Source organism: Rodentibacter mrazii, from assembly GCF_001998825.1.
Classification (GTDB): Bacteria; Pseudomonadota; Gammaproteobacteria; order Enterobacterales; family Pasteurellaceae; genus Rodentibacter; species Rodentibacter mrazii.
Genome location: NZ_MLHG01000023.1, coordinates 1 through 20,303, shown reverse-complemented (window position 1 = coordinate 20,303; position 20,303 = coordinate 1). Strand labels below are relative to the sequence as shown.

At 39.0% G+C, this 20,303-nt stretch carries 16 protein-coding genes; 13 read left to right on the top strand and 3 right to left on the bottom strand.

The window, feature by feature from the left end; translation table 11 throughout:
• Positions 1–40: 40 nt before the first annotated feature.
• Complete coding sequence (locus BKK47_RS04430) at positions 41–310, bottom strand: acylphosphatase (protein ID WP_077493695.1); 270 nt, start codon at positions 308–310, stop codon at positions 41–43.
• Between the two features lie 150 nt (positions 311–460).
• On the bottom strand, positions 461–1,192 hold the full coding sequence (locus BKK47_RS04425; protein ID WP_077493694.1) for a UTRA domain-containing protein: 732 nt from the start codon (positions 1,190–1,192) through the stop codon (positions 461–463).
• A gap of 182 nt (positions 1,193–1,374) precedes the next feature.
• Here BKK47_RS04425 and malQ point away from each other — a divergent pair, with 182 nt between their 5' ends.
• From malQ to BKK47_RS04360, 13 genes are all read left to right on the top strand, one after another.
• Positions 1,375–5,148 (top strand): 4-alpha-glucanotransferase, encoded by a 3,774-nt coding sequence (gene malQ, locus BKK47_RS04420; protein ID WP_077493693.1) that lies wholly within the window; start codon positions 1,375–1,377, stop codon positions 5,146–5,148.
• 12 nt (positions 5,149–5,160) lie between these two features.
• Positions 5,161–5,952 (top strand): endonuclease/exonuclease/phosphatase family protein, encoded by a 792-nt coding sequence (locus tag BKK47_RS04415; RefSeq protein ID WP_077493692.1) that lies wholly within the window; start codon positions 5,161–5,163, stop codon positions 5,950–5,952.
• Between the two features lie 10 nt (positions 5,953–5,962).
• Positions 5,963–7,627 carry a PTS transporter subunit IIBC gene (locus BKK47_RS04410; protein WP_077493691.1) on the top strand — a complete coding sequence of 555 codons (1,665 nt, stop codon included), beginning with the start codon at positions 5,963–5,965 and terminating at the stop codon, positions 7,625–7,627.
• Positions 7,628–7,957: 330 nt separating this feature from the next.
• A complete protein-coding gene (locus BKK47_RS04405; protein WP_077493690.1) occupies positions 7,958–8,626 on the top strand; it encodes a curli polymerization inhibitor CsgI-related protein in 669 nt (222 codons plus the stop codon).
• Positions 8,627–8,691: 65 nt separating this feature from the next.
• Entirely contained in the window at positions 8,692–10,845 is a 2,154-nt protein-coding gene (yccS, locus tag BKK47_RS04400; protein ID WP_077493689.1) for a YccS family putative transporter, read from the top strand.
• A 108-nt stretch (positions 10,846–10,953) separates the two neighbouring features.
• Entirely contained in the window at positions 10,954–11,532 is a 579-nt protein-coding gene (rsxA, locus tag BKK47_RS04395; protein WP_018355691.1) for an electron transport complex subunit RsxA, read from the top strand.
• A 96-nt stretch (positions 11,533–11,628) separates the two neighbouring features.
• Positions 11,629–12,210 (top strand): electron transport complex subunit RsxB, encoded by a 582-nt coding sequence (gene rsxB, locus BKK47_RS04390; RefSeq protein WP_077493688.1) that lies wholly within the window; start codon positions 11,629–11,631, stop codon positions 12,208–12,210.
• Positions 12,211–14,382 (top strand): electron transport complex subunit RsxC, encoded by a 2,172-nt coding sequence (gene rsxC / locus BKK47_RS04385; RefSeq protein ID WP_077493687.1) that lies wholly within the window; start codon positions 12,211–12,213, stop codon positions 14,380–14,382. It begins immediately after the preceding gene.
• 3 nt (positions 14,383–14,385) lie between these two features.
• Positions 14,386–15,462 carry an electron transport complex subunit RsxD gene (rsxD, locus tag BKK47_RS04380; protein WP_077493686.1) on the top strand — a complete coding sequence of 359 codons (1,077 nt, stop codon included), beginning with the start codon at positions 14,386–14,388 and terminating at the stop codon, positions 15,460–15,462.
• Entirely contained in the window at positions 15,462–16,079 is a 618-nt protein-coding gene (gene rsxG / locus BKK47_RS04375) for an electron transport complex subunit RsxG (RefSeq protein WP_077493685.1), read from the top strand. The genes rsxD and rsxG overlap by 1 nt, the downstream gene beginning before the upstream one ends.
• A gap of 10 nt (positions 16,080–16,089) precedes the next feature.
• Positions 16,090–16,803: an electron transport complex subunit E gene (locus BKK47_RS04370; RefSeq protein WP_077493684.1), complete on the top strand. Its 714-nt coding sequence runs from the start codon at positions 16,090–16,092 to the stop codon at positions 16,801–16,803.
• Position 16,804: 1 nt separating this feature from the next.
• Complete coding sequence (gene nth / locus BKK47_RS04365) at positions 16,805–17,440, top strand: endonuclease III (protein WP_077493683.1); 636 nt, start codon at positions 16,805–16,807, stop codon at positions 17,438–17,440.
• A gap of 44 nt (positions 17,441–17,484) precedes the next feature.
• Entirely contained in the window at positions 17,485–18,858 is a 1,374-nt protein-coding gene (locus BKK47_RS04360; protein WP_077493682.1) for a sodium-dependent transporter, read from the top strand.
• Positions 18,859–18,899: 41 nt separating this feature from the next.
• On the opposite strand, the gene BKK47_RS04355 is transcribed toward BKK47_RS04360, so the two are convergent.
• Positions 18,900–20,303 (bottom strand): ATP-binding cassette domain-containing protein (locus BKK47_RS04355; protein ID WP_077493681.1); only part of this gene is annotated, 1,404 nt, incomplete at its 5' end.

The following is a 20,303-nucleotide window of genomic DNA, read 5'->3' as shown; positions in this document are numbered from 1 at the left end:
TACGTAAAACCGAGTGACTAGGCAAAAAGTGCGGTCATTTTTAACCATGAATTACGGAAAAATCTTCCGCTGAAATTTCTTTATGAATATAAATCATCACTCGCTCAACTTTTGCCGTTCTAGGACCTAACTTTAGCCATTGCTCAAAAACTTCTAACTGCTCTTCACTCCCCTGAGCAATAACTTCCACCGAACCATCAGCCCGATTTCTGACCGAGCCTTTAATCCCTAATTTTTTCGCTTCTTTCCAAGTAAAATAACGAAATCCCACGCCTTGCACTCGTCCATAAATGAAAAATTGTTTTGTCATATAATCCTCTCAAAACCAACTCTTACTCGGCACTTTCCTTGATTTTGATCATCATAGTAATTTTTTATGATAAAAATTTGATTCCATAATCGGTTAAACCGCCCATTTCCTCAAAATCCATGAAATTCAGATAAAACGTCACCATAATTGTTACTCTGGTGATGAATGTTTTACATTCCGTTTCGCTGTGGCGGCAAAGATAATTTTATCAGGACGATAACTAATACTACCGTACTGAAACGGGCGTCCGTCCGCCAAATAGGTTGTACTGGTTACACTAACAATCATCTCGTACTCTCCAAGGTCCAAAGCATTTTTTTCTTCTTCATTGGCATAACGAAAGACAATTTTCCGTTGTGAATGACTAATTTTCAAACCTAATTCATTTTCTAAATAGTGATAAATAGACTGCTCCGCAATATCACGGTTAATAAAAGGCACGATACGGCGATCAAAATAAGAAAGTTCATATTCCACATTTTCCCCATCAATTTCACGTATACGACCTATACGGTAAAAATCAATTTGATCATTTACGTTAAAGATATGCATTAGGTTTTCTTCCCCTTGTACAATATACAGGCTCGTTAATGTTGTTTTCACTTGATGGGTTGAAGAGTAATTTAATTCTCTCAGCGTTTTAATTTCAGAAAGTACCTGAGGTTTTACCGGCTCCTGCTCTAAAACAATAGAATTTCTTCCTTGTTGCTTTTGAATATAGCCGTCTATTTCGAGCAATGAAAGTGCTTTACGAATAGTGTCTTTCGAAAAACCATAGCTTTGCATTAGCTCATTTTCACTAGGTAATTCCTGGTTTTTCGTTAAAACTCCCTTGTTGATTTGACCTTTTATATCATTATAGACTTTTTTATATTTACTCATTCTTTATTCCATGTTTCTTGCTTAGTGAATAGGATAGCATAAATTACCTAAAGCTATACGTATAAATTGTGATTAAAATCACACTTTTACGTTAATGATTTAACTTTTACGTAAAAGATATTGCATAACGCAAAATTTTAGCTAAAATTGGCAGCAATTCTTGCTCCCATAAGGAAAAAACTATGCTTACTCGTTCAAGTGGCATTTTAATGCATATCACCTCATTACCTAATTCATTCGGTATCGGCAGTTTTGGGCAACCCGCCTATGATTTTGTAGATTTTTTGGTTGAAACTAAGCAAACTTATTGGCAAATCCTTCCATTAACTACAACAAGCTATGGCGACTCCCCTTATCAATCTTTTTCAGCTATTGCCGGTAATCCTCACTTAATTGATTTTGATTTATTGGCACAAATGGGGCTTTTAAAAGAAAAAGACTACCTTTCTGTTAATTTTGGCGATGATCCGACACAAGTTGACTATGAGCGTATATCTTATGCAAGACGTCCTATTTTAGAAATTGCGGTAAAAAATTTCGTTGCAAGTGATAAGTTACAGCCTGAATTTGAAAACTTTGAAAAAAACAACCGCACTTGGTTGGCTGATTATGCGGAATTTATGGCAATTAAAGAGCATTTCGGTAATCAAGCTTTGCAAAAATGGGGCGATAAACAACTCATTGCGCGTAACCCCGAAACCTTAGAAAGATACCGCACAATACTGGCACAGCAGATTCAATATTTTAAAGTCACGCAATATTTTTTCTTCAAACAGTGGCAAGCCTTGAAAAATTATGCGAACCAAAAAGGTATCAAAATTATCGGTGATATGCCTATTTATGTCTCCGCAGATAGTGTGGAAGTATGGACAAAACCGGAACTCTTCCAATTGGATGATGAACGCAATCCACTGTTTGTAGCAGGGGTTCCAGCCGATCAATTCAGCGCTACGGGACAACTTTGGGGCAATCCGCTTTATAATTGGGATGAACATAAAAAACAAGGCTATGCTTGGTGGATTTATCGTATCGCGGAAAGTTTCAAAATTTACGATGTACTTCGTATCGACCATTTCAAAGGTTTTTCAGATTACTGGCAAGTGGACGGCAAAGCAGACATTGCCAAGTACGGTAGCTGGCAACCGGGTCCCGGCTACGAATTATTTGAAGCGGTAAAACAACAATTAGGTGACTTACCGATTATCGCTGAAGATCTGGGCAATATTGATGATAAAGCGAAGAAACTGTTAGCAGATTGCGGTTATCCAGGTATGAAAATTTTACAATTCGGTTTTGAAGATACCACCGGCGCAAGTTTTGATAGCCCACATCATTGCATCCCTCATTGTATTGCCTACACCGGCACACACGACAATGATGTTATTAACGGTTGGTATGACAATTTAACTTCAGAACAACAACAATATGTCAATGATTATACCCATCGTGGTGCTGATGAATCTATTTGTCAGGCAGTAATTCGTCAATTATTCGCGACGGTAAGTAACACAGCGATTGCAACCATGCAAGATGTTTTAGATTTACCAACCCGTTCAAGAATGAATATTCCTTCTACCATTGGAGGAAATTGGCAATGGCGAATGCAAGAAACCGATTTAACGCAAGATAAAAAAGATTTCTTAACGAAAATAACCACGTTATATCAAAGAGCAAATAAGGAAAAAACAATGATTAAATTTAGTAATTTTGTGCAATCTAATACAAACAAGTCTCTTGAAGAATTAAATGATCAGGCGATTTATGCACAGTTATTAAACTATATAAAAACCCTTTCTGCGGATAAACCAAAAAATACAGGAAAACGGAAAGTGTATTATATTTCTGCTGAATTTTTGATTGGTAAATTATTATCTAATAATCTTATTAACCTTGGGATATATCAAGAAGTTAAAGATGAATTGGCACAAGCCGGAAAATCATTAAGTCATATTGAAGATATTGAACCTGAACCCTCATTAGGAAATGGCGGCCTAGGGCGTTTAGCCTCCTGTTTTATTGACTCAATGGCGACGCTTGGCTTAAACGCCGAAGGTGTGGGGTTGAATTATCATTGCGGATTATTTAAACAAGTCTTTAAACAAAACGAGCAAAAAACCGAACCGAATTATTGGATCGAAGAAAATTCTTGGCTAATTCCAACAAAAATTAGCTATGAAGTGCCATTTAAATCTTTTACTTTGACTTCAAAATTAGACCGTATTGATATCTTGGGTTATAAAAAATCAACTAAAAATTACCTCAATTTATTTGATATTGAATCGGTGAATTATCACTTAATCAAAGATGGGATTAAGTTCGATAAAACGAACATTAAAGAAAATTTAACTTTATTTCTTTATCCCGATGACTCTGATAAAAATGGAGAATTATTGCGCATTTACCAACAATATTTTATGGTCTCCAATGCAGCACAATTATTAATTGATGAAGCCCTTGAACGTGGTAGCAATTTACACGATTTGGCGGATTATGCTTATGTACAAATTAATGATACCCATCCTTCTATGGTGATTCCTGAATTAATTCGCTTACTTACTGAAAAACACCATCTTAAATTTTCAGAAGCGGTAGAAATCGTGCGTAACATGGTGGGTTATACCAACCACACGATTCTTGCCGAAGCTTTAGAAAAATGGCCGCTTACTTATTTAAAGAAAGTCGTACCACACTTAGTCGTCATCATTAAAAAATTAGATAAATTAGTACGTAGCGAATATAAAGATCCTACAATACAAATTATTGATGAACATAATCGTGTCCATATGGCACACATGGATATCCATTTTTCAAACTCGGTCAATGGTGTTGCGGCGTTACATACAGACATTTTGAAAAATGCGGAACTCAAAGCATTTTATGCCCTTTATCCGGAGAAATTTAATAATAAAACCAATGGGATCACTTTCCGTCGTTGGTTAGAGTTTTCCAACCAAGAATTGGCGGCTTATCTCAAACAACTCATTGGGGATAGTTATCTACAAGATGCCACACAATTAGAAAAATTACTTGCCTTTGCTGATGATAAACAAGTTCATCAAAAACTGGCTGAAATTAAATTTAAGAACAAATTAGCCTTAAAAACCTATCTTAAAGAAAATAAAGGCATTGAATTAGACGAAAATTCAATTATTGATACACAAATTAAACGTTTCCATGAATACAAACGTCAGCAAATGAATGCACTTTATGTGATTCATAAATATCTTGAAATTAAGGCAGGTAAATTACCTCAACGTAAAATTACCGTTATCTTTGGCGGTAAAGCTGCCCCAGCTTATGTGATTGCCCAAGATATTATTCACTTAATTCTTTGTTTATCCGAACTTATCAATAATGATCCGGAAGTAAACAAATATTTAAATGTTTATTTAGTAGAAAACTATAATGTAAGTGTAGCTGAAAAATTAATTCCGGCAACGGATATTTCAGAGCAAATTTCCCTTGCGTCAAAAGAAGCATCCGGCACAGGTAATATGAAGTTTATGCTTAATGGTGCATTAACGCTGGGGACAATGGATGGTGCGAATGTTGAGATCGCGGAGCTGGCAGGCGCAGAGAATATTTACACCTTTGGTAAAGATTCGCAAAGTATCATTAAACTTTATGAGACGGCAGGATATGTTTCAAAAGACTACTACGCCAATGATGAACACATTAAACGTGCGGTAGATTTTATTGTTAATCCGGCATTAGTAAAACTCGGTAATTCGGTACGTTTGGAACGCCTCTATAATGAACTATTGAATAAAGACTGGTTTATGACCTTAATTGACTTCAACGCTTATATCAAAGTTAAAGAGCAAATTTTAGCGGATTATGAAGATCAAGATAGTTGGAATAAAAAAGTGATTCACAATATCGCCAAAGCAGGCTTCTTCTCCTCAGACCGAACTATTGCGCAATATAATACAGATATTTGGCACTGTGAGAGCTAAGGAAAGAACAAAATGAAACTACTTACCCTAAACGTACACGCTTGGTTAGAAGATAACCAAGCAGAAAAAATCGCAATTCTTGCTCAAACAATAGTGGAAAAGGGTTACGACATTATTGCGTTACAGGAAGTAAACCAACTCATAACAGCTCCGGTAATTGCTCAATCCTTAAAACAGGATAATTATGGCGTAATCTTATTACGCCAAATTAACCGACAAGTTGAGCAAAAATATTCGTTATTTTGGAGCAATTCACATATTGGCTATGATAAATATGATGAAGGTATCGCATTTTTAACCCGTTTACCGGTTTATGAAGTAGATCCTTTTTATTGCAGTCAGCACCAACATCTTGATTCTATCCTTTCACGTAAAATCCTCGGTTTAACGGTGGAATACCAAAACCAACTTATTGATTGTTATTCCTGCCATATTAATTTGCCCGATTGCGAAGGCGAAAATCAACTCGACAATATTCGGAATATCGTTAAGCGTAACCGAAGTGGAAATTTAAAAATCCTCATGGGTGATTTTAATACTGATGCAATCAATAATCCGCAAGCCTATCAGCAAATCAAATCATTAGGTTTACTTGACAGCTACGAACTTGCCGAGCAAAGAGACTCAGGTATTACGGTGGAAAAAGCCATTGACGGTTGGTGTGGTCATAGCGAAGAAAAGCGTTTGGATTATATTTTTTTAAATCAAGCAAAAAGGGTGTTATCCAGTCAGGTAATTTTTAACGGTAAAAATAAACCTGTGGTTTCCGACCATTTTGGCTTGGAAGTGGATGTCATACTGTAGGAGAAAACAAATGAAAAAATTGCTAAGTTTTGAATTTTGGCAAAAATTTGGCAAGTGCCTGATGGTGGTAATTGCTGTCATGCCGGCTGCCGGATTAATGGTCAGTATTGGTAATTCGTTGCCTTTGTTGAGCGATGCCGAATGGGTCGTTCGCATTGGTAACATTATCGCCCAAATTGGTTGGGGGATTATTGGTAACCTTCATCTATTATTCGCTTTAGCGATTGGTGGGAGCTGGGCAAATGAACGTGCAGGCGGTGCATTTGCCGCAGGGTTAGCTTTTATTTTGATTAACTTAATCACCGGACACTTTTTCGGTGTAAAAATTGAAATGTTGGTGGATCCCAATGCCCATGTCAGCACATTACTTGCAGGTGAAATTCCAGTGGCGAACTACTTTGTCAATATACTTGGGCAGCCGGCATTAAATATGGGCGTATTCGTGGGGATCATTGCCGGTTTTGTTGGCGCAACGACCTTCAATCGCTACTACAACTTCCGCAAATTGCCTGAAGTCCTCACCTTCTTTAACGGTAAACGTTTTGTCCCTTTTGTGGTCATTTATCGTTCTGTATTGGTCGCATTAATCCTCGCCTTATTCTGGCCTTTAGTTCAATCGGGAATCAACCATTTCGGTCAGTGGATTGCCAGTTCACAAAATAGCGCACCAATCCTTGCACCGTTTATCTACGGTACATTAGAGCGCCTTTTATTGCCTTTCGGTTTACATCATATGCTGACTATCCCGATGAACTATACATCATTAGGCGGAACTTATGAGTTTTTAACTGGAGCACAAAAAGGTGCGCAAGTCTTTGGACAAGACCCATTGTGGTTAGCGTGGATCTCCGACTTAATTAATTTAAAAGATGCGGGTAATTTAGCACAATATAATGATTTACTCTCAACCGTCACTCCGGCTCGTTTTAAAGTGGGACAAATGATTGGTTCAAGCGGTATCTTGATGGGTATCACTCTTGCCATGTACGTGAATGTGGATGAGGATAAGAAAAAACTCTACAAAGGGATTTTCCTCTCTTCTGCCCTTGCGGTTTTCTTAACCGGTGTAACCGAACCGATTGAATATATGTTTATGTTTGCGGCAATGCCACTTTACATTGTGTATGCCTTAGTTCAAGGTGCTGCATTCGCTATGGCAGATATCGTAAACCTACGCATGCATTCCTTTGGTAATATTGAGTTTTTAACCCGTACACCAATGGCGATTAAAGCCGGCATTGGTATGGATGTGATCAACTTTATTTGGGTTTCCATTCTCTTTGCGGTAGCAATGTTCTTTATTGCGAACTTCATGATTAAAAAATTCAATCTCGCAACAGCAGGACGGAATGGTAACTATGATGCGAAAAGTGCCGATGAAAATACATCTAATGAGCCCAAAGTTGCCAATGCCAGCGCTCAAGTGGTACAAATTGTGAATTTACTTGGCGGACGCAATAACATCGCCGATGTAGATGCCTGTATGACACGCCTACGTATTACTGTGCATAACGCTGATTTGGTCGGTGATGAGGCGGGTTGGAAACAAGCCGGTGCAATGGGGATTATTATCAAAGGGACTGGCATTCAAGCCATTTACGGGCCTAAAGCTGATGTACTGAAATCCGATATTCAAGATCTGCTAGGTTCCGGTGCTGAAATCCCGAAAATTTAAACTATATTCAGGTAACAAAAAAGTGCGGTTCATTTTAACCGCACTTTTTTATCATTTCCCCATTACATTATTTAGCAATTACAAACACAAACATTAACCCGTAGGGACACACTGAAAATGTCCGAATTTTAACCTATTGAAATGATTTGATTTTATAACGGAAACATGCAGTGTGTCCCTACATATCGTTGAAATTTCTATTTTTGTGTATCTGCTACATAACACCGAAAAACTTTTTCATTTTTAACCGCACTTTTTTATTTTCATTTTGTAGAAATTATCATAGCATAGGCAAAGAATCTTATTTTCATCATAATAAAAGGAGTAATCATGAAATTACGTACAGCTGTCTTCGGTATCGCAACACTATTTGTCAGCACTGCAAGTTTTGCAGGTATGGTTTCCAGCTCATCAAATATTGATTTTTTAGCGATTGATGGTCAAAAAGCAAGTAAATCCCTTCTAAAGAAAAACAATTCATTCAACATAAATGATACCAATACCCACCAAGTGGTAGTACGTGTAGGCGAAATCGTTGGTAGCGGTTCAAGCCAATCTCTTTTTGAATCAAATCCAATTATTGTTACATTTCAGGGTTCGGCTGAAGATATTGTAATTTCCTCCCCGACTATTCGCACTAAAGCGGAGGCAGAAAAATTCAACGGCGCGCCGGTTATTAATGTGAAAACAACATCCGGTCAGGAAATTCCGGCAAAAATAGATACGTTAAAGCAAGAGGGTCTATTTCCATCTGCAAATATTGTTAGTGATTTAGCGAACTATAACGCCTCAGGCGCAACTGCAGCCGTTCCGGCATTAGCTACGGCGAGCGTGCAACCGATGATGGGTATGGTTCCTGTGGCAAATGGCAAAGCAACCAAAGGTAAAGTCATCATTCAAGGCGAAAATATCGCAGAGCAGCAATTACAGTATTGGTTCCAACAGGCGGATAAAGAAACCCAAACCCGTTTCTTAAGCTGGGCAAAATCCCATAAATAATAACCGCACTTTATAACGGAGAGTGAGCTATCAAGCTCACTTTTCTATTTTGATAAGGATTCAAAATGAATAACTGGTTAAACGCAAAAGTCATCGCTGCCATTCCAATATTTATTAGCGTTAATCTCGCCGCTTTCGGTGTTTGGTTCTTTGATATTTCCAGTCAATCCATGCCATTAATTTTAGGAATTATTGCAGGTGGATTAGTGGACTTGGATAACCGTTTGACCGGTCGTTTAAAAAATATTTTTTACACATTAATTGCTTTTGCCATTTCCTCTTTTGTAGTTCAACTAAATATCGGCAAACCGATTCAATACATTGCGTTAATGACCTCGCTTACCTTTATCTTTACAATGATAGGGGCGGTTGGACAACGTTACAGCACCATTGCTTTCGGTTCACTTGTGGTTGCACTCTATACAACCCTCACTTATGATCAGAATGCCACAGAAAGTTGGTTTATTAACCCAACCATGATTTTACTCGGCACGCTACTTTATAGTGTGGTGACTCTAATTGTTCATCTTTTTTTTCCTAATCGCCCTGTACAGGAAAGTGTTGCTAAAGCCTTTTGTGCATTAGGAGAATATTTAGATGCCAAATCTATATTTTTTGATCCCGATGAAATTGATGAGATCGAGAAAAAGCACCTCAATTTTGCCCTGAAAAATGCCAATGTCATTAGTGCTTTTAATCTTGCCCGAACGGTGCTGTTCTACCGTATTAGAGGGCAACATCGCCATATCCGCACACAAAAAATGGTGCGCTATTATTTTGCTGCCCAAGAAATCCACGAACGTGCCAATTCTACCCATTTTGACTATCAACAAATTGCTGAAAAACTCAAAAATACGGATCTGATTTTTCGTATTCAGCGGCTATTAGAATTACAGGCTCAGTCCTGTCAAGAAATTAAAGAAAGTTTACGCCATAACCGCCCTTACCATTATAATCAACGGGTAGAAAAAGCCCTCCTCGGCACATTACAATCTTTTGAGTTATACCGTCAAAAATCCCCCGATGACAAAGATCTGATTATCGATATTCAGGGTTTATTGGATAACTTGCAAAATATTAATTGGCAAATGAATCAGTTAGAGCAAGAATCCAACATCAATGAACCACTTGCACAAATTCATACCGTGCAAGTAACAGGGTTAAAAAATATCCTTTCCACCATTGCCGGGCATTTTACTTTTGAATCACAATTATTTCGTCATGCTGTACGGCTATCTATCGTGGTTTTCCTTTGCTGTACCATTGTGGACTTCTTTCAATTTAATTTAGGCTATTGGATCTTACTCACCGCAATTTTTGTTTGCCAACCCAATTATTCTGCGACTAAAACACGATTACGCCAACGTATTATCGGTACAATTTTAGGCGTTATTGTTGGATTATTATTACCTTATTTAAATCCAACCCTTGAATTAAAACTCGGTTTAATTGTTATGACCAGTACATTGTTTTTCTTCTTTCGCAGTAATAACTACAGTTTCTCAACTTTTTTCATTACTCTACAAGTATTATTAGGCTTTGATATTATGGGTGTAAGTACAGAATCCGCACTTATTCCGCGATTGCTTGATACCTTGCTTGGTTCGGCTATCGCTTGGTTTGGTGTCTCTTATTTATGGCCGGATTGGAAGTACTTACAACTGGATAAAGTCAGCCGACTGGCTATTAAAAGTGATGCTCAGTATTTGCTACATATCACAAGCCAACTACAATTCAGTAAAAGTGATGATCTCAAATATCGCATTGCCCGCCGTAATGCACACGAATACAACGCTGCACTCAGTACAACCATTTCAAATATGAATAGCGAACCGATGAAATATCAAACGCATTTACAAGAAGGCTTTGATTTACTCAAAATCAATTATTCTTTACTGAGCTATATTTCCGCATTGGGTTCATACCGCTACAAAATGCGTGAATTACAGCAAACCAAAGGATTCTTATCCGGTTTCTACCCTACCGCCAAAAAAATTATCTATACTCTTGAAAATATCGAAAAACTCTCCCCAGAGGTTTTTGCTAAATTATTTGAAAATATTGAATCCAGTTTGAAAGAGATTCAAATCGCTGAAAATACGGCATTTATTCTCCCCTACCAGCAATTAAATTTAATTGCACAGCTCTTACCGCAAATTTATGGTTATTTTCATAAAACACTCAATCATGATTTAAAGCGGGTGATAGAAAAAAGATAGGATTTTTTGACCGCACTTATTTTGGGGTAATGCCCTACCCCAAATTTCTTATTGTTCTTCCGCCCATAAATAGCGATAATAACGCCCCTATTCAAAAGGCAGGCAGTGATGACACATTATATTTTATTAATTATTGGTACCGCATTAATTAACAACTTCGTATTAGTGAAGTTTCTTGGGCTTTGTCCCTTCATGGGCGTATCAAAAAAAATTGAAACCGCAATCGGTATGGGGTTAGCGACAATGTTTGTTTTAACTGTTGCATCCCTTTCTGCCTATTTGGTCGAATACTATATTTTATTGCCTTTAAACGCCACTTTTTTACGTACTCTTGTATTTATTTTAGTGATTGCCGTTGTCGTTCAATTTACTGAAATGGCGATCAACAAAACCAGCCCGACACTTTACCGCCTGCTTGGTATTTTTCTACCACTGATCACGACAAACTGTGCCGTTCTTGGTGTGGCATTACTCAATGTCAATCTTGCCCATAATTTAACCGAATCCGTCATTTATGGCTTTGGTGCATCACTGGGCTTTTCCTTAGTATTGGTTTTATTTGCTGCACTGCGTGAACGCTTGGTCGCCGCAGATGTTCCCAATACATTTCAGGGTGCCTCCATCGCTTTAATCACAGCTGGTTTAATGTCGCTTGCTTTTATGGGATTTGCCGGACTCATTAAATAACTCATTGTTGATTATGATCTACTTTTTAATGGTAATTACCCTGTTAATTTTATTAATCTGGTTCTATCAAAGATTTTCAGGAAAAACAAAGAAATAATGACTATTTTACTCATTGTTATCACACTGCTTGCACTCATATTTGGTGCAATTTTGGGAATTGCATCCTTAAAACTCAAAGTGGAAGCCGATCCCATTGTTGAAAAAATTGATGCCATATTGCCACAAAGCCAATGTGGTCAATGTGGTTATCCCGGCTGTAAACCCTATGCGGAAGCAATTTGCAACGGTGATGAGATCACAAAATGTGTACCGGGTGGCCGGGAAACTGTCGTGAAAATTTCTGAAATTCTCGGGATTGATGTACCAACAGTTGATGGTATGGAAGAGCCTATTGAAATGGTAGCATTTATTGATGAAAATATGTGTATCGGTTGCACCAAATGTATTCAAGCTTGCCCGGTAGATGCCATCATTGGGACAAATAAAATGATGCACACTATTCTCCCTGATCTTTGTACCGGCTGTGAACTTTGCGTTGCGCCTTGCCCGACAGACTGTATTTCGATGATTCCGGTAAAAAAAGATATTGATAATTGGAATTGGAAATTTGATGCGAAATTAGTCATTCCTGTGGTGAATGTGAACAGTAGCGAAAAAAAATTGGTTGTGGGGGAATAAATGGCGGACGTATTATCTCGTTTTAATTCCGGTAAACTATGGGATTTCAAAGGGGGAATTCATCCTCCGGAAATGAAAGATCAATCTAACCATCAACCAGTCAAAACACTTCCACTAAGCAAGGATTTTTATATTCCGCTCAAACAGCATTCAGGTTTGGCGGGTGAGGTTTTAGTAAAAGTTGGTGATTATGTTTTAAAAGGGCAGCCTTTAACGCAGGGAGGTGGTTTACGCGTACTACCTGTCCATGCGCCAACATCCGGCACAATTAAAAATATTGCCCCTTATGTTGCCGCTCATCCTTCAGGGCTTGATGAAATGGCTATTCATTTACAGGCAGATGGGTTGGATCAAAGCATTGAGCGGCACCCTATTGACGATTTTCTTAGTCTTACAGCAGAACAACTTATCGAAAAAATTTATCTAGCAGGCGTTGCGGGTTTGGGAGGCGCAGTCTTCCCTACAGCCGCGAAAATCCAATCGGCAGATAAAAAAGTTAAATTATTGATTATCAACGGGGCTGAATGTGAACCCTACATCACTTGTGATGATCGGCTAATGCGTGAATGTGCTGATGAAATTATTGAAGGCATTCGTATTTTACGCTATATCCTACGCCCAGAAAAAGTCGTTATAGCCATTGAAGATAACAAACCTCAAGCCATCAAAGCGATCAATATGGCATTACATGGTGCAAATGATATTGAGGTTCGAGTCATTCCAACCAAATACCCTTCCGGAGCTGCAAAACAGCTGATTTATTTACTTACCGGGATGGAAGTGCCTAGCTGCTCTCGCTCCTCCAGTATTGGCGTATTAATGCATAATGTGGGAACGGCTTTTGCGATCAAAAGAGCGGTTATAAATGACGAACCTTTAATCGAACGCGTAGTAACATTAACTGGTGATAAAATTCAAGAAAAAGGCAATTACCTAATACGCCTCGGTACGCCAATTTACTATGCTTTAACTCATACAGGTTATCAATTTGATGAACGCTTTCCTGTATTTGCCGGAGGCCCAATGATGGGATTAGAATTGCCGGATTTAAATGCACCGGTAACAAAAATCGTCAACTGCTTACTTGCACCGGATCATTTTGAATATACCGAACCTGAGCCCGAACAAGCCTGTATTCGTTGTTCAAACTGTTCGGATGCCTGTCCGGTGAATTTAATGCCACAGCAATTATATTGGTTCGCACGCAGTGAGGATCACAAAAAATCGGAAGAATATGCTTTAAAAGATTGTATTGAATGTGGCATATGTGCTTACGTTTGTCCAAGTCACATCCCGCTTATTCAATATTTCCGCCAAGAAAAAGCGAAAATTTGGCAAATAAAAGAAAAACAGAAAAAATCGGAAGAAGCAAAAACTCGTTTTGAAGCAAAACAAGCCCGTATGGAACGCGAAGAACAGGAACGTAAAGCCCGTTCTCAACGCGCTGCGGAAGCCCGCCGCGAGGAATTAGCTAAAACAAAAGGTGAAGATCCGGTAAAAGCAGCATTAGCGCGTCTCAAAGCGAAGAAAACCGAAGCAGAAGAAACCACTCATCAGAAAACATTAACAACAGAAAAAGGTGAAGTTTTACCGGATAATAGCGATATGATGGCATTGCGTAAAGCTCGTCGCTTAGCTCGCCAACAAAATGAGGTAAAAGAAAATTATATAGAAGAAACAACGGCAGAGACCCAAAAGTCTGCCGTAGCTGCGGCTATCGCTCGGGCAAAAGCTAAAAAGCTTACACAAACCAAAGATACGACAAGCACCGAAAGCGAAAGCACAGTGGAAAAAATAGAGGAAAATCCGACCGCACTTGATCCCCAAAAAGCGGCGTTGGCTGCGGCGATTGCTCGGGCAAAAACCAAAAAGCTTGCTCAAGCCAAAGATACGGCAACCACCGAAAGCGAAAGCGCAGTAGAAAAAACAGAGGAAAATCCGACCGCACTTGATCCAAAAAAAGCGGCGGTAGCTGCTGCGATTGCTCGGGCAAAAGCTAAAAAGCTTACACAAACCAAAGATACGGCAAGCACCGAAAGCGCAGTAGAAAAAACAGAGGAAAATCTGACCGCACTTGATCCAAAAAAAGCGGCGGTGGCTGCGGCGATTGCTCGGGCAAAAGCAAAGAAATTAGCACAAACTCAACAACAATCAGGCAAATCTCAGGAATAAATAATGTTTAAAATGGCCAGTTCTCCTCACACTCATTCGGGGAAATTAACAGCACGTATTATGCTTTGGGTTATCTTAGCCATGATACCGGCTTTGTTTACACAAATTTATTATTTTGGTTTCGGTGTACTGATTCAGTCTGCATTGGCAATCATCGCTGCATTACTTACTGAATTTTTAGCAATGAAATTACGTAATAATAAACCATTATCCGCACTTTCTGATTTTAGTGTGATATTAACTGCCTTAATTTTAGCCATGGCAATTCCCCCCTATGCGCCTTATTGGATCATTATTATCGGTACACTTTGTGCCGTATTGCTAGGTAAACATGTGTATGGTGGTCTAGGGCAAAATTTATTTAATCCGGCAATGGTTGGCTATGTCGTCTTATTGATTTCTTTCCCATTACAAATGACAACATGGCTTCCTCCAATTCATTTATTACAAGAACCCCCGACATTTTCTGATGCTAGCGCATTAATTTTTTCCGGATTAACTACTGATGGGTTTACCCTGTCACAACTTACTCATAGCATTGATGGTATAGCACAGGCTACACCATTAGATAGTGCAAAAATCTTTTATTCCAGTCACAAAGAATTCACAGATTTCTATCAGCTCGTTAAAATGCCAATTTTTATGGGTAACGGTACAGATTTCGCACAGGGTTGGTGGCAAGTGAACGTTGCATTTCTACTGGGTGGGTTATTCCTAATATTAAAGCGCACGATTCATTGGCAAATTCCCGTCGCAATGCTAGTGACGTTTTTCTGTTTAGCAACCATTACTGCATTTGCCGGTGGAGCACATTTAAGTGCTATAAGCCAAATGGTGAGTGGTGCGATGATGTTCGGTGCATTTTTCATTGCTACCGACCCTGTCACTGCTTCAATAACACCACGTGGAAAAATTGTTTTTGGTGCATTGGTTGGACTTTTTGTCTATCTTATTCGATATCATGGCAATTTCCCTGATGGCGTGGCATTTGCTATTTTATTGAGTAACATTTGCGTCCCCCTCATCGATCATTACACACGTCCTCGTGTTGCAGGTTATGGCATAAAAGGAAGAAAATAATGAACATTGTTAAAATTACTTCACGCTATGCAGTTATTTTAGGATTAGTGGCTTTAATTTGCACCGCAATATCCTCCGGTATTTTTTTCCTGACAAAAGAAAAAATTGATGAAACTATGGCAGCACAACAACATGAACAGCTATTACAAGTCGTTCCCCATGATTATTTTGATAATAATCTCGTGGAAAGTGCGGTCATTCCAACACACGAAAATTTAAAGGGAATTCAAAAAATTTATTTCGCTAAAAAAGGACAAAAAATTTCTGCTTACGCCTATGAAACCACCGCACCGGATGGCTATTCCGGCGATATCCGCTTACTTGTGGGATTAACACCGGAAGGGGAAATTCTCGGTGTGCGTGTTATTGAACATCACGAAACCCCGGGATTAGGCGATAAAATAGAATTACGTATTTCCAATTGGATTTTAAGTTTCAATAATAAACCGATTAATGAAACAAATTTAAATGATTGGGCAGTGAAAAAAGACGGCGGGAAATTTGATCAATTTTCCGGTGCAACTATTACGCCTCGCGCTATTGTCAATCAAGTAAAACGCTCTGCTTTAGTGATGATTAACAATCAGGCAACACTACAACAACTCGCTATCCAATAAGGACTGTGATATGACAAATTTAACCGAAAAAACAGCCGCTCTTTTGGAAGATCCCCCTTCTCAACAGGCGGTTGAAACGCAAATAAAACCATCCGAATGGAAAGCCATTTTTACTCAAGGCATTTGGAAAAATAACCCTGCTATTGTTCAACTACTCGGGCTTTGTCCCCTATTGGCGGTTTCCAGTACAGCGACCAATGCCCTCGGTTTAGGGCTGGCAACCATGTTAGTTTTAACTTGTACCAACACGGTCATTTCTTTATTTCGGAAACAAATTCCCCATGAAATTCGCATTCCTATTTATGTAATGATTATTGCGACCACCGTTACCGTGGTGCAATTATTGATGAATGCTTACACTTATACGCTCTATCAATCCTTGGGAATTTTTATACCTCTCATTGTGACAAACTGTATTGTGATTGGCCGTGCGGAAGCTTTTGCCTCAAAAAACAACCTTTTACATTCTATATGGGACGGTTTTTCTATGGGATGTGGTATGGCGTTAAGCCTTACCGTACTTGGCGCGATCCGTGAAATTCTCGGACAAGGCACACTTTTTGCAGGAATTGAACATCTTTTTGGTGAGCAAGCAAAATTTCTCACACTCCATATTTACCAAACGGACAGCAGCTTTTTACTCTTTATTCTGCCACCGGGCGCATTTATTGGATTGGGATTACTCCTTGCACTAAAAAACAGAATTGATAATCGGAAAAAATAAAATGAATAAAAAGAAAAGAATTGAAATATTAACCCGATTGCGGGATCAAAATCCCCATCCTACCACCGAATTACAGTATAATTCGCCTTTTGAATTATTAATCGCCGTGATTTTATCGGCACAAGCCACTGATAAGGGCGTTAATAAAGCGACAGAAAAACTTTTTCCTGTTGCCAATACCCCACAGGCGATCTTGGATTTAGGTCTAGATGATTTAAAAAGTTACATTAAAACTATCGGGCTTTATAATAGTAAAGCTGAAAACATTATCAAAACCTGCCGCGATCTCATCGAAAAACACAAAGGTGAAGTACCTGAAAATCGTGAAGCCTTAGAAGCCCTTGCCGGTGTTGGGCGGAAAACAGCGAATGTGGTGCTAAATACCGCCTTTGGACACCCCACAATCGCCGTCGATACCCACATTTTTCGGGTGTGCAATCGCACCAATTTTGCCCCGGGTAAAGATGTCGTCAAAGTGGAAGAAAAACTGTTAAAAGTCGTGCCTGATGAATTTAAAGTGGATGTGCATCATTGGCTCATTTTACATGGTCGCTATACTTGTGTGGCAAGAAAACCTCGCTGCGGTTCCTGCATTATCGAAGATCTTTGCGAATATAAAGAAAAAACCGAATATTAAAAATAATTAATTTTTTGACCGCTCTTTTATTAATAGGAAAAACAATGACAACAAATAAACAACAACGTCAAACTTGGTCGAGCCGATTAACCTATGTGATGACCGTTGCCGGTGCAACCGTAGGCTTTGGTGCAACTTGGCGATTCCCTTATCTTGTGGGTGAAAATGGTGGCGGTGCTTATGTACTGCTTTTTTGTCTTGCCATGATTGTAATCGGCATTCCCATGATTTTAGTAGAAAATGTGATTGGTCGCCGTTTGCGTGTCAATTCCATTGATGCTTTCGGTGATAAGCTTCAGGACAAAGGTAAACACATTTCTAAATATTGGAAAATCATCGGTTATATGGGGTTGCTGGGTGCTTTTGGTATTATGGCTTATTACATGGTGCTGGGCGGCTGGGTTATTTCCTATATCATCAGTTTAATCAGCGGTACGCTTGATATTTCAACACCAATTACGAAAGATATTGCAAAAAATTTCTATGATCTGCATATCGGCAATAGCCCTTATGCAATCATGCTCTACACCTTCCTCTTTGTGGTGGTGAATTATATTATTTTAGCAAAAGGTATCATTGGTGGCATTGAGCGCTCGGTGAAATATTTAATGCCACTGCTCTTTATTTTCCTAATCGGTATGGTGATCCGCAATATCACCTTACCGGGGGCAATGGAAGGTATTACTTTCTATTTAAAACCGGATTTCAGCAAAATCACCCCCCAACTTTTCATTTTTGTATTAGGGCAAGTGTTCTTTGCATTAAGTCTTGGCTTTGGGGTTCTAATCACCCTTTCAAGTTATCTTAATAAAGAAGAAAACCTCATTCATACAGCAGTGATTACCGGCTTTACCAATACTATCATTGCCGTACTTGCCGGATTTATGATTTTCCCTTCTTTATTTACTTTCGGCATCGAACCGAATGCCGGCCCAACCTTAGTTTTCCAAAGTTTACCCATCGTCTTTTCCCATTTATGGGCAGGCAAGTTTTTTGCGATAGTTTTCTTTAGTTTATTATTAATTGCCGCCCTCACCACATCTATTACGATTTATGAAGTCCTCATCACGGCATTACAAGAAAAACTTCGTATGCGTCGTGGAAAAGCGATTGCACTTGTTTTAGGTGGAATTTTCCTACTTGGGAATATTCCGGCTATTTTAGGCGACAATGTTTGGAAAAATGTCACTATTTTCGGTAAAAGTATTTTTGATTTCTATGATTATGCGAGCGGCAATATTTTATTTATGCTTACCGCATTAGGTTGTGCGATTTTCGTGGGCTTTGTGCTGAAAGATGAAGCGAAAAAGGAACTCTCCCCGACACCTGATTCGACCTTCACCAAAATTTGGTTTAACTATGTAAAATTTGTTGTGCCGGTAATTATTATCGTGATTTTTATCAGCAACTTATTCTAACCCATAAAAAACCGAGCCAAGGCTCGGTTTTTCTTATATCACTAACTTTCTGCAATCGTTTTTTTCTCCTCCAATTCTTCCCAACGCAAGAAAGTTTGTTCAAGCAGTGCTTCCATATCCGCCAACTCTTTTAGTTTCGCATCGGTGATTTCATGGGACTGTTGGAAAAAGGTAGGCTCGCTCACCTCTGCCTGAAGTGCGGTCAATTTTTTCTCTAATTCTTCCAATTGCTGTGGAAGTTGCTCCAACTCACGCTGCTCTTTATAAGATAATTTAATGGCTTTTGGCTTAGCCGTGCGGTCAATTTTGGCAATATTTTCTTGCGGTTTCGTTGGCAATTTCTTCGTTGCCTCCTGTTCACCTTTGCTTGCCCAAAAATTAGCTTGCTGCTGCTTCGCATCAAAGAAGCCACCGACATATTTATTGACGATACCGTTTCCTTCAAACAAATAGCATTCCGTCGCAGTATTATCAATAAATTGACGATCGTGGCTCACGATCAATAATGTGCCTTGATAATCCGTTAAAATTTCTTCGAGTAATTCTAAGGTTTCCACATCTAAATCATTGGTAGGTTCATCAAGAATCAGCAAATTATTCGGTTTAAGCAACAGTTTCGCCAACAATAAACGGTTACGTTCCCCACCCGATAAGGATTTCACCGGTGTCATCGCCCGTTTAGGTGGGAATAAGAAATCTTGCAAATAACCTAACACATAGCGTTTTACGCCGTTCACTTCAATATCTTGCTTGCCGTCAGCAACGTTATCCATCACCGTTTTTTCCGGATCAAGATCCGCACGATATTGATCAAAATAAGCGATCTCTAATTTTGTTCCCGTACGAATTTTTCCAGCCGTAGGTTGGATTTCACCGAGGAGCAACTTGATAAACGTCGTTTTGCCACAGCCATTTGGCCCAACTAAGGCAATTTTATCTCCCCGTAAAATCGTGGTGCTGAAATCTTTTAACAATTGCTTCCCCGCCACCTCATAGCTCACATTTTCCATTTCAAACACGATTTTTCCGGAACGGGTTGAAGTATCAAGTTGTAATTTCGCCGTACCCGTCACATCACGACGTTGGCGGCGTTCCTCACGCATGGCCTTTAATGCTCGAACACGCCCTTCATTACGGGTACGACGTGCTTTTATACCTTGGCGAATCCATACTTCCTCCTGAGCTAATCGCTTATCAAACAGCTCATTTTGAAGGGCTTCGACACGGAGATTTTCTTCTTTTGTCGTGAGATATAAATCATAGTTCCCCGGATAAGAAACAAGCTGTCCTCGATCTAAATCCACAATACGGGTCGCCATTTTACGAATAAAAGAACGATCATGGGAAATAAACACAATACTACCGCTAAATTCTAAAAGAAAATTTTCCAGCCATTCAATCGCTTCTACATCTAAATGGTTGGTCGGTTCATCAAGTAATAACAC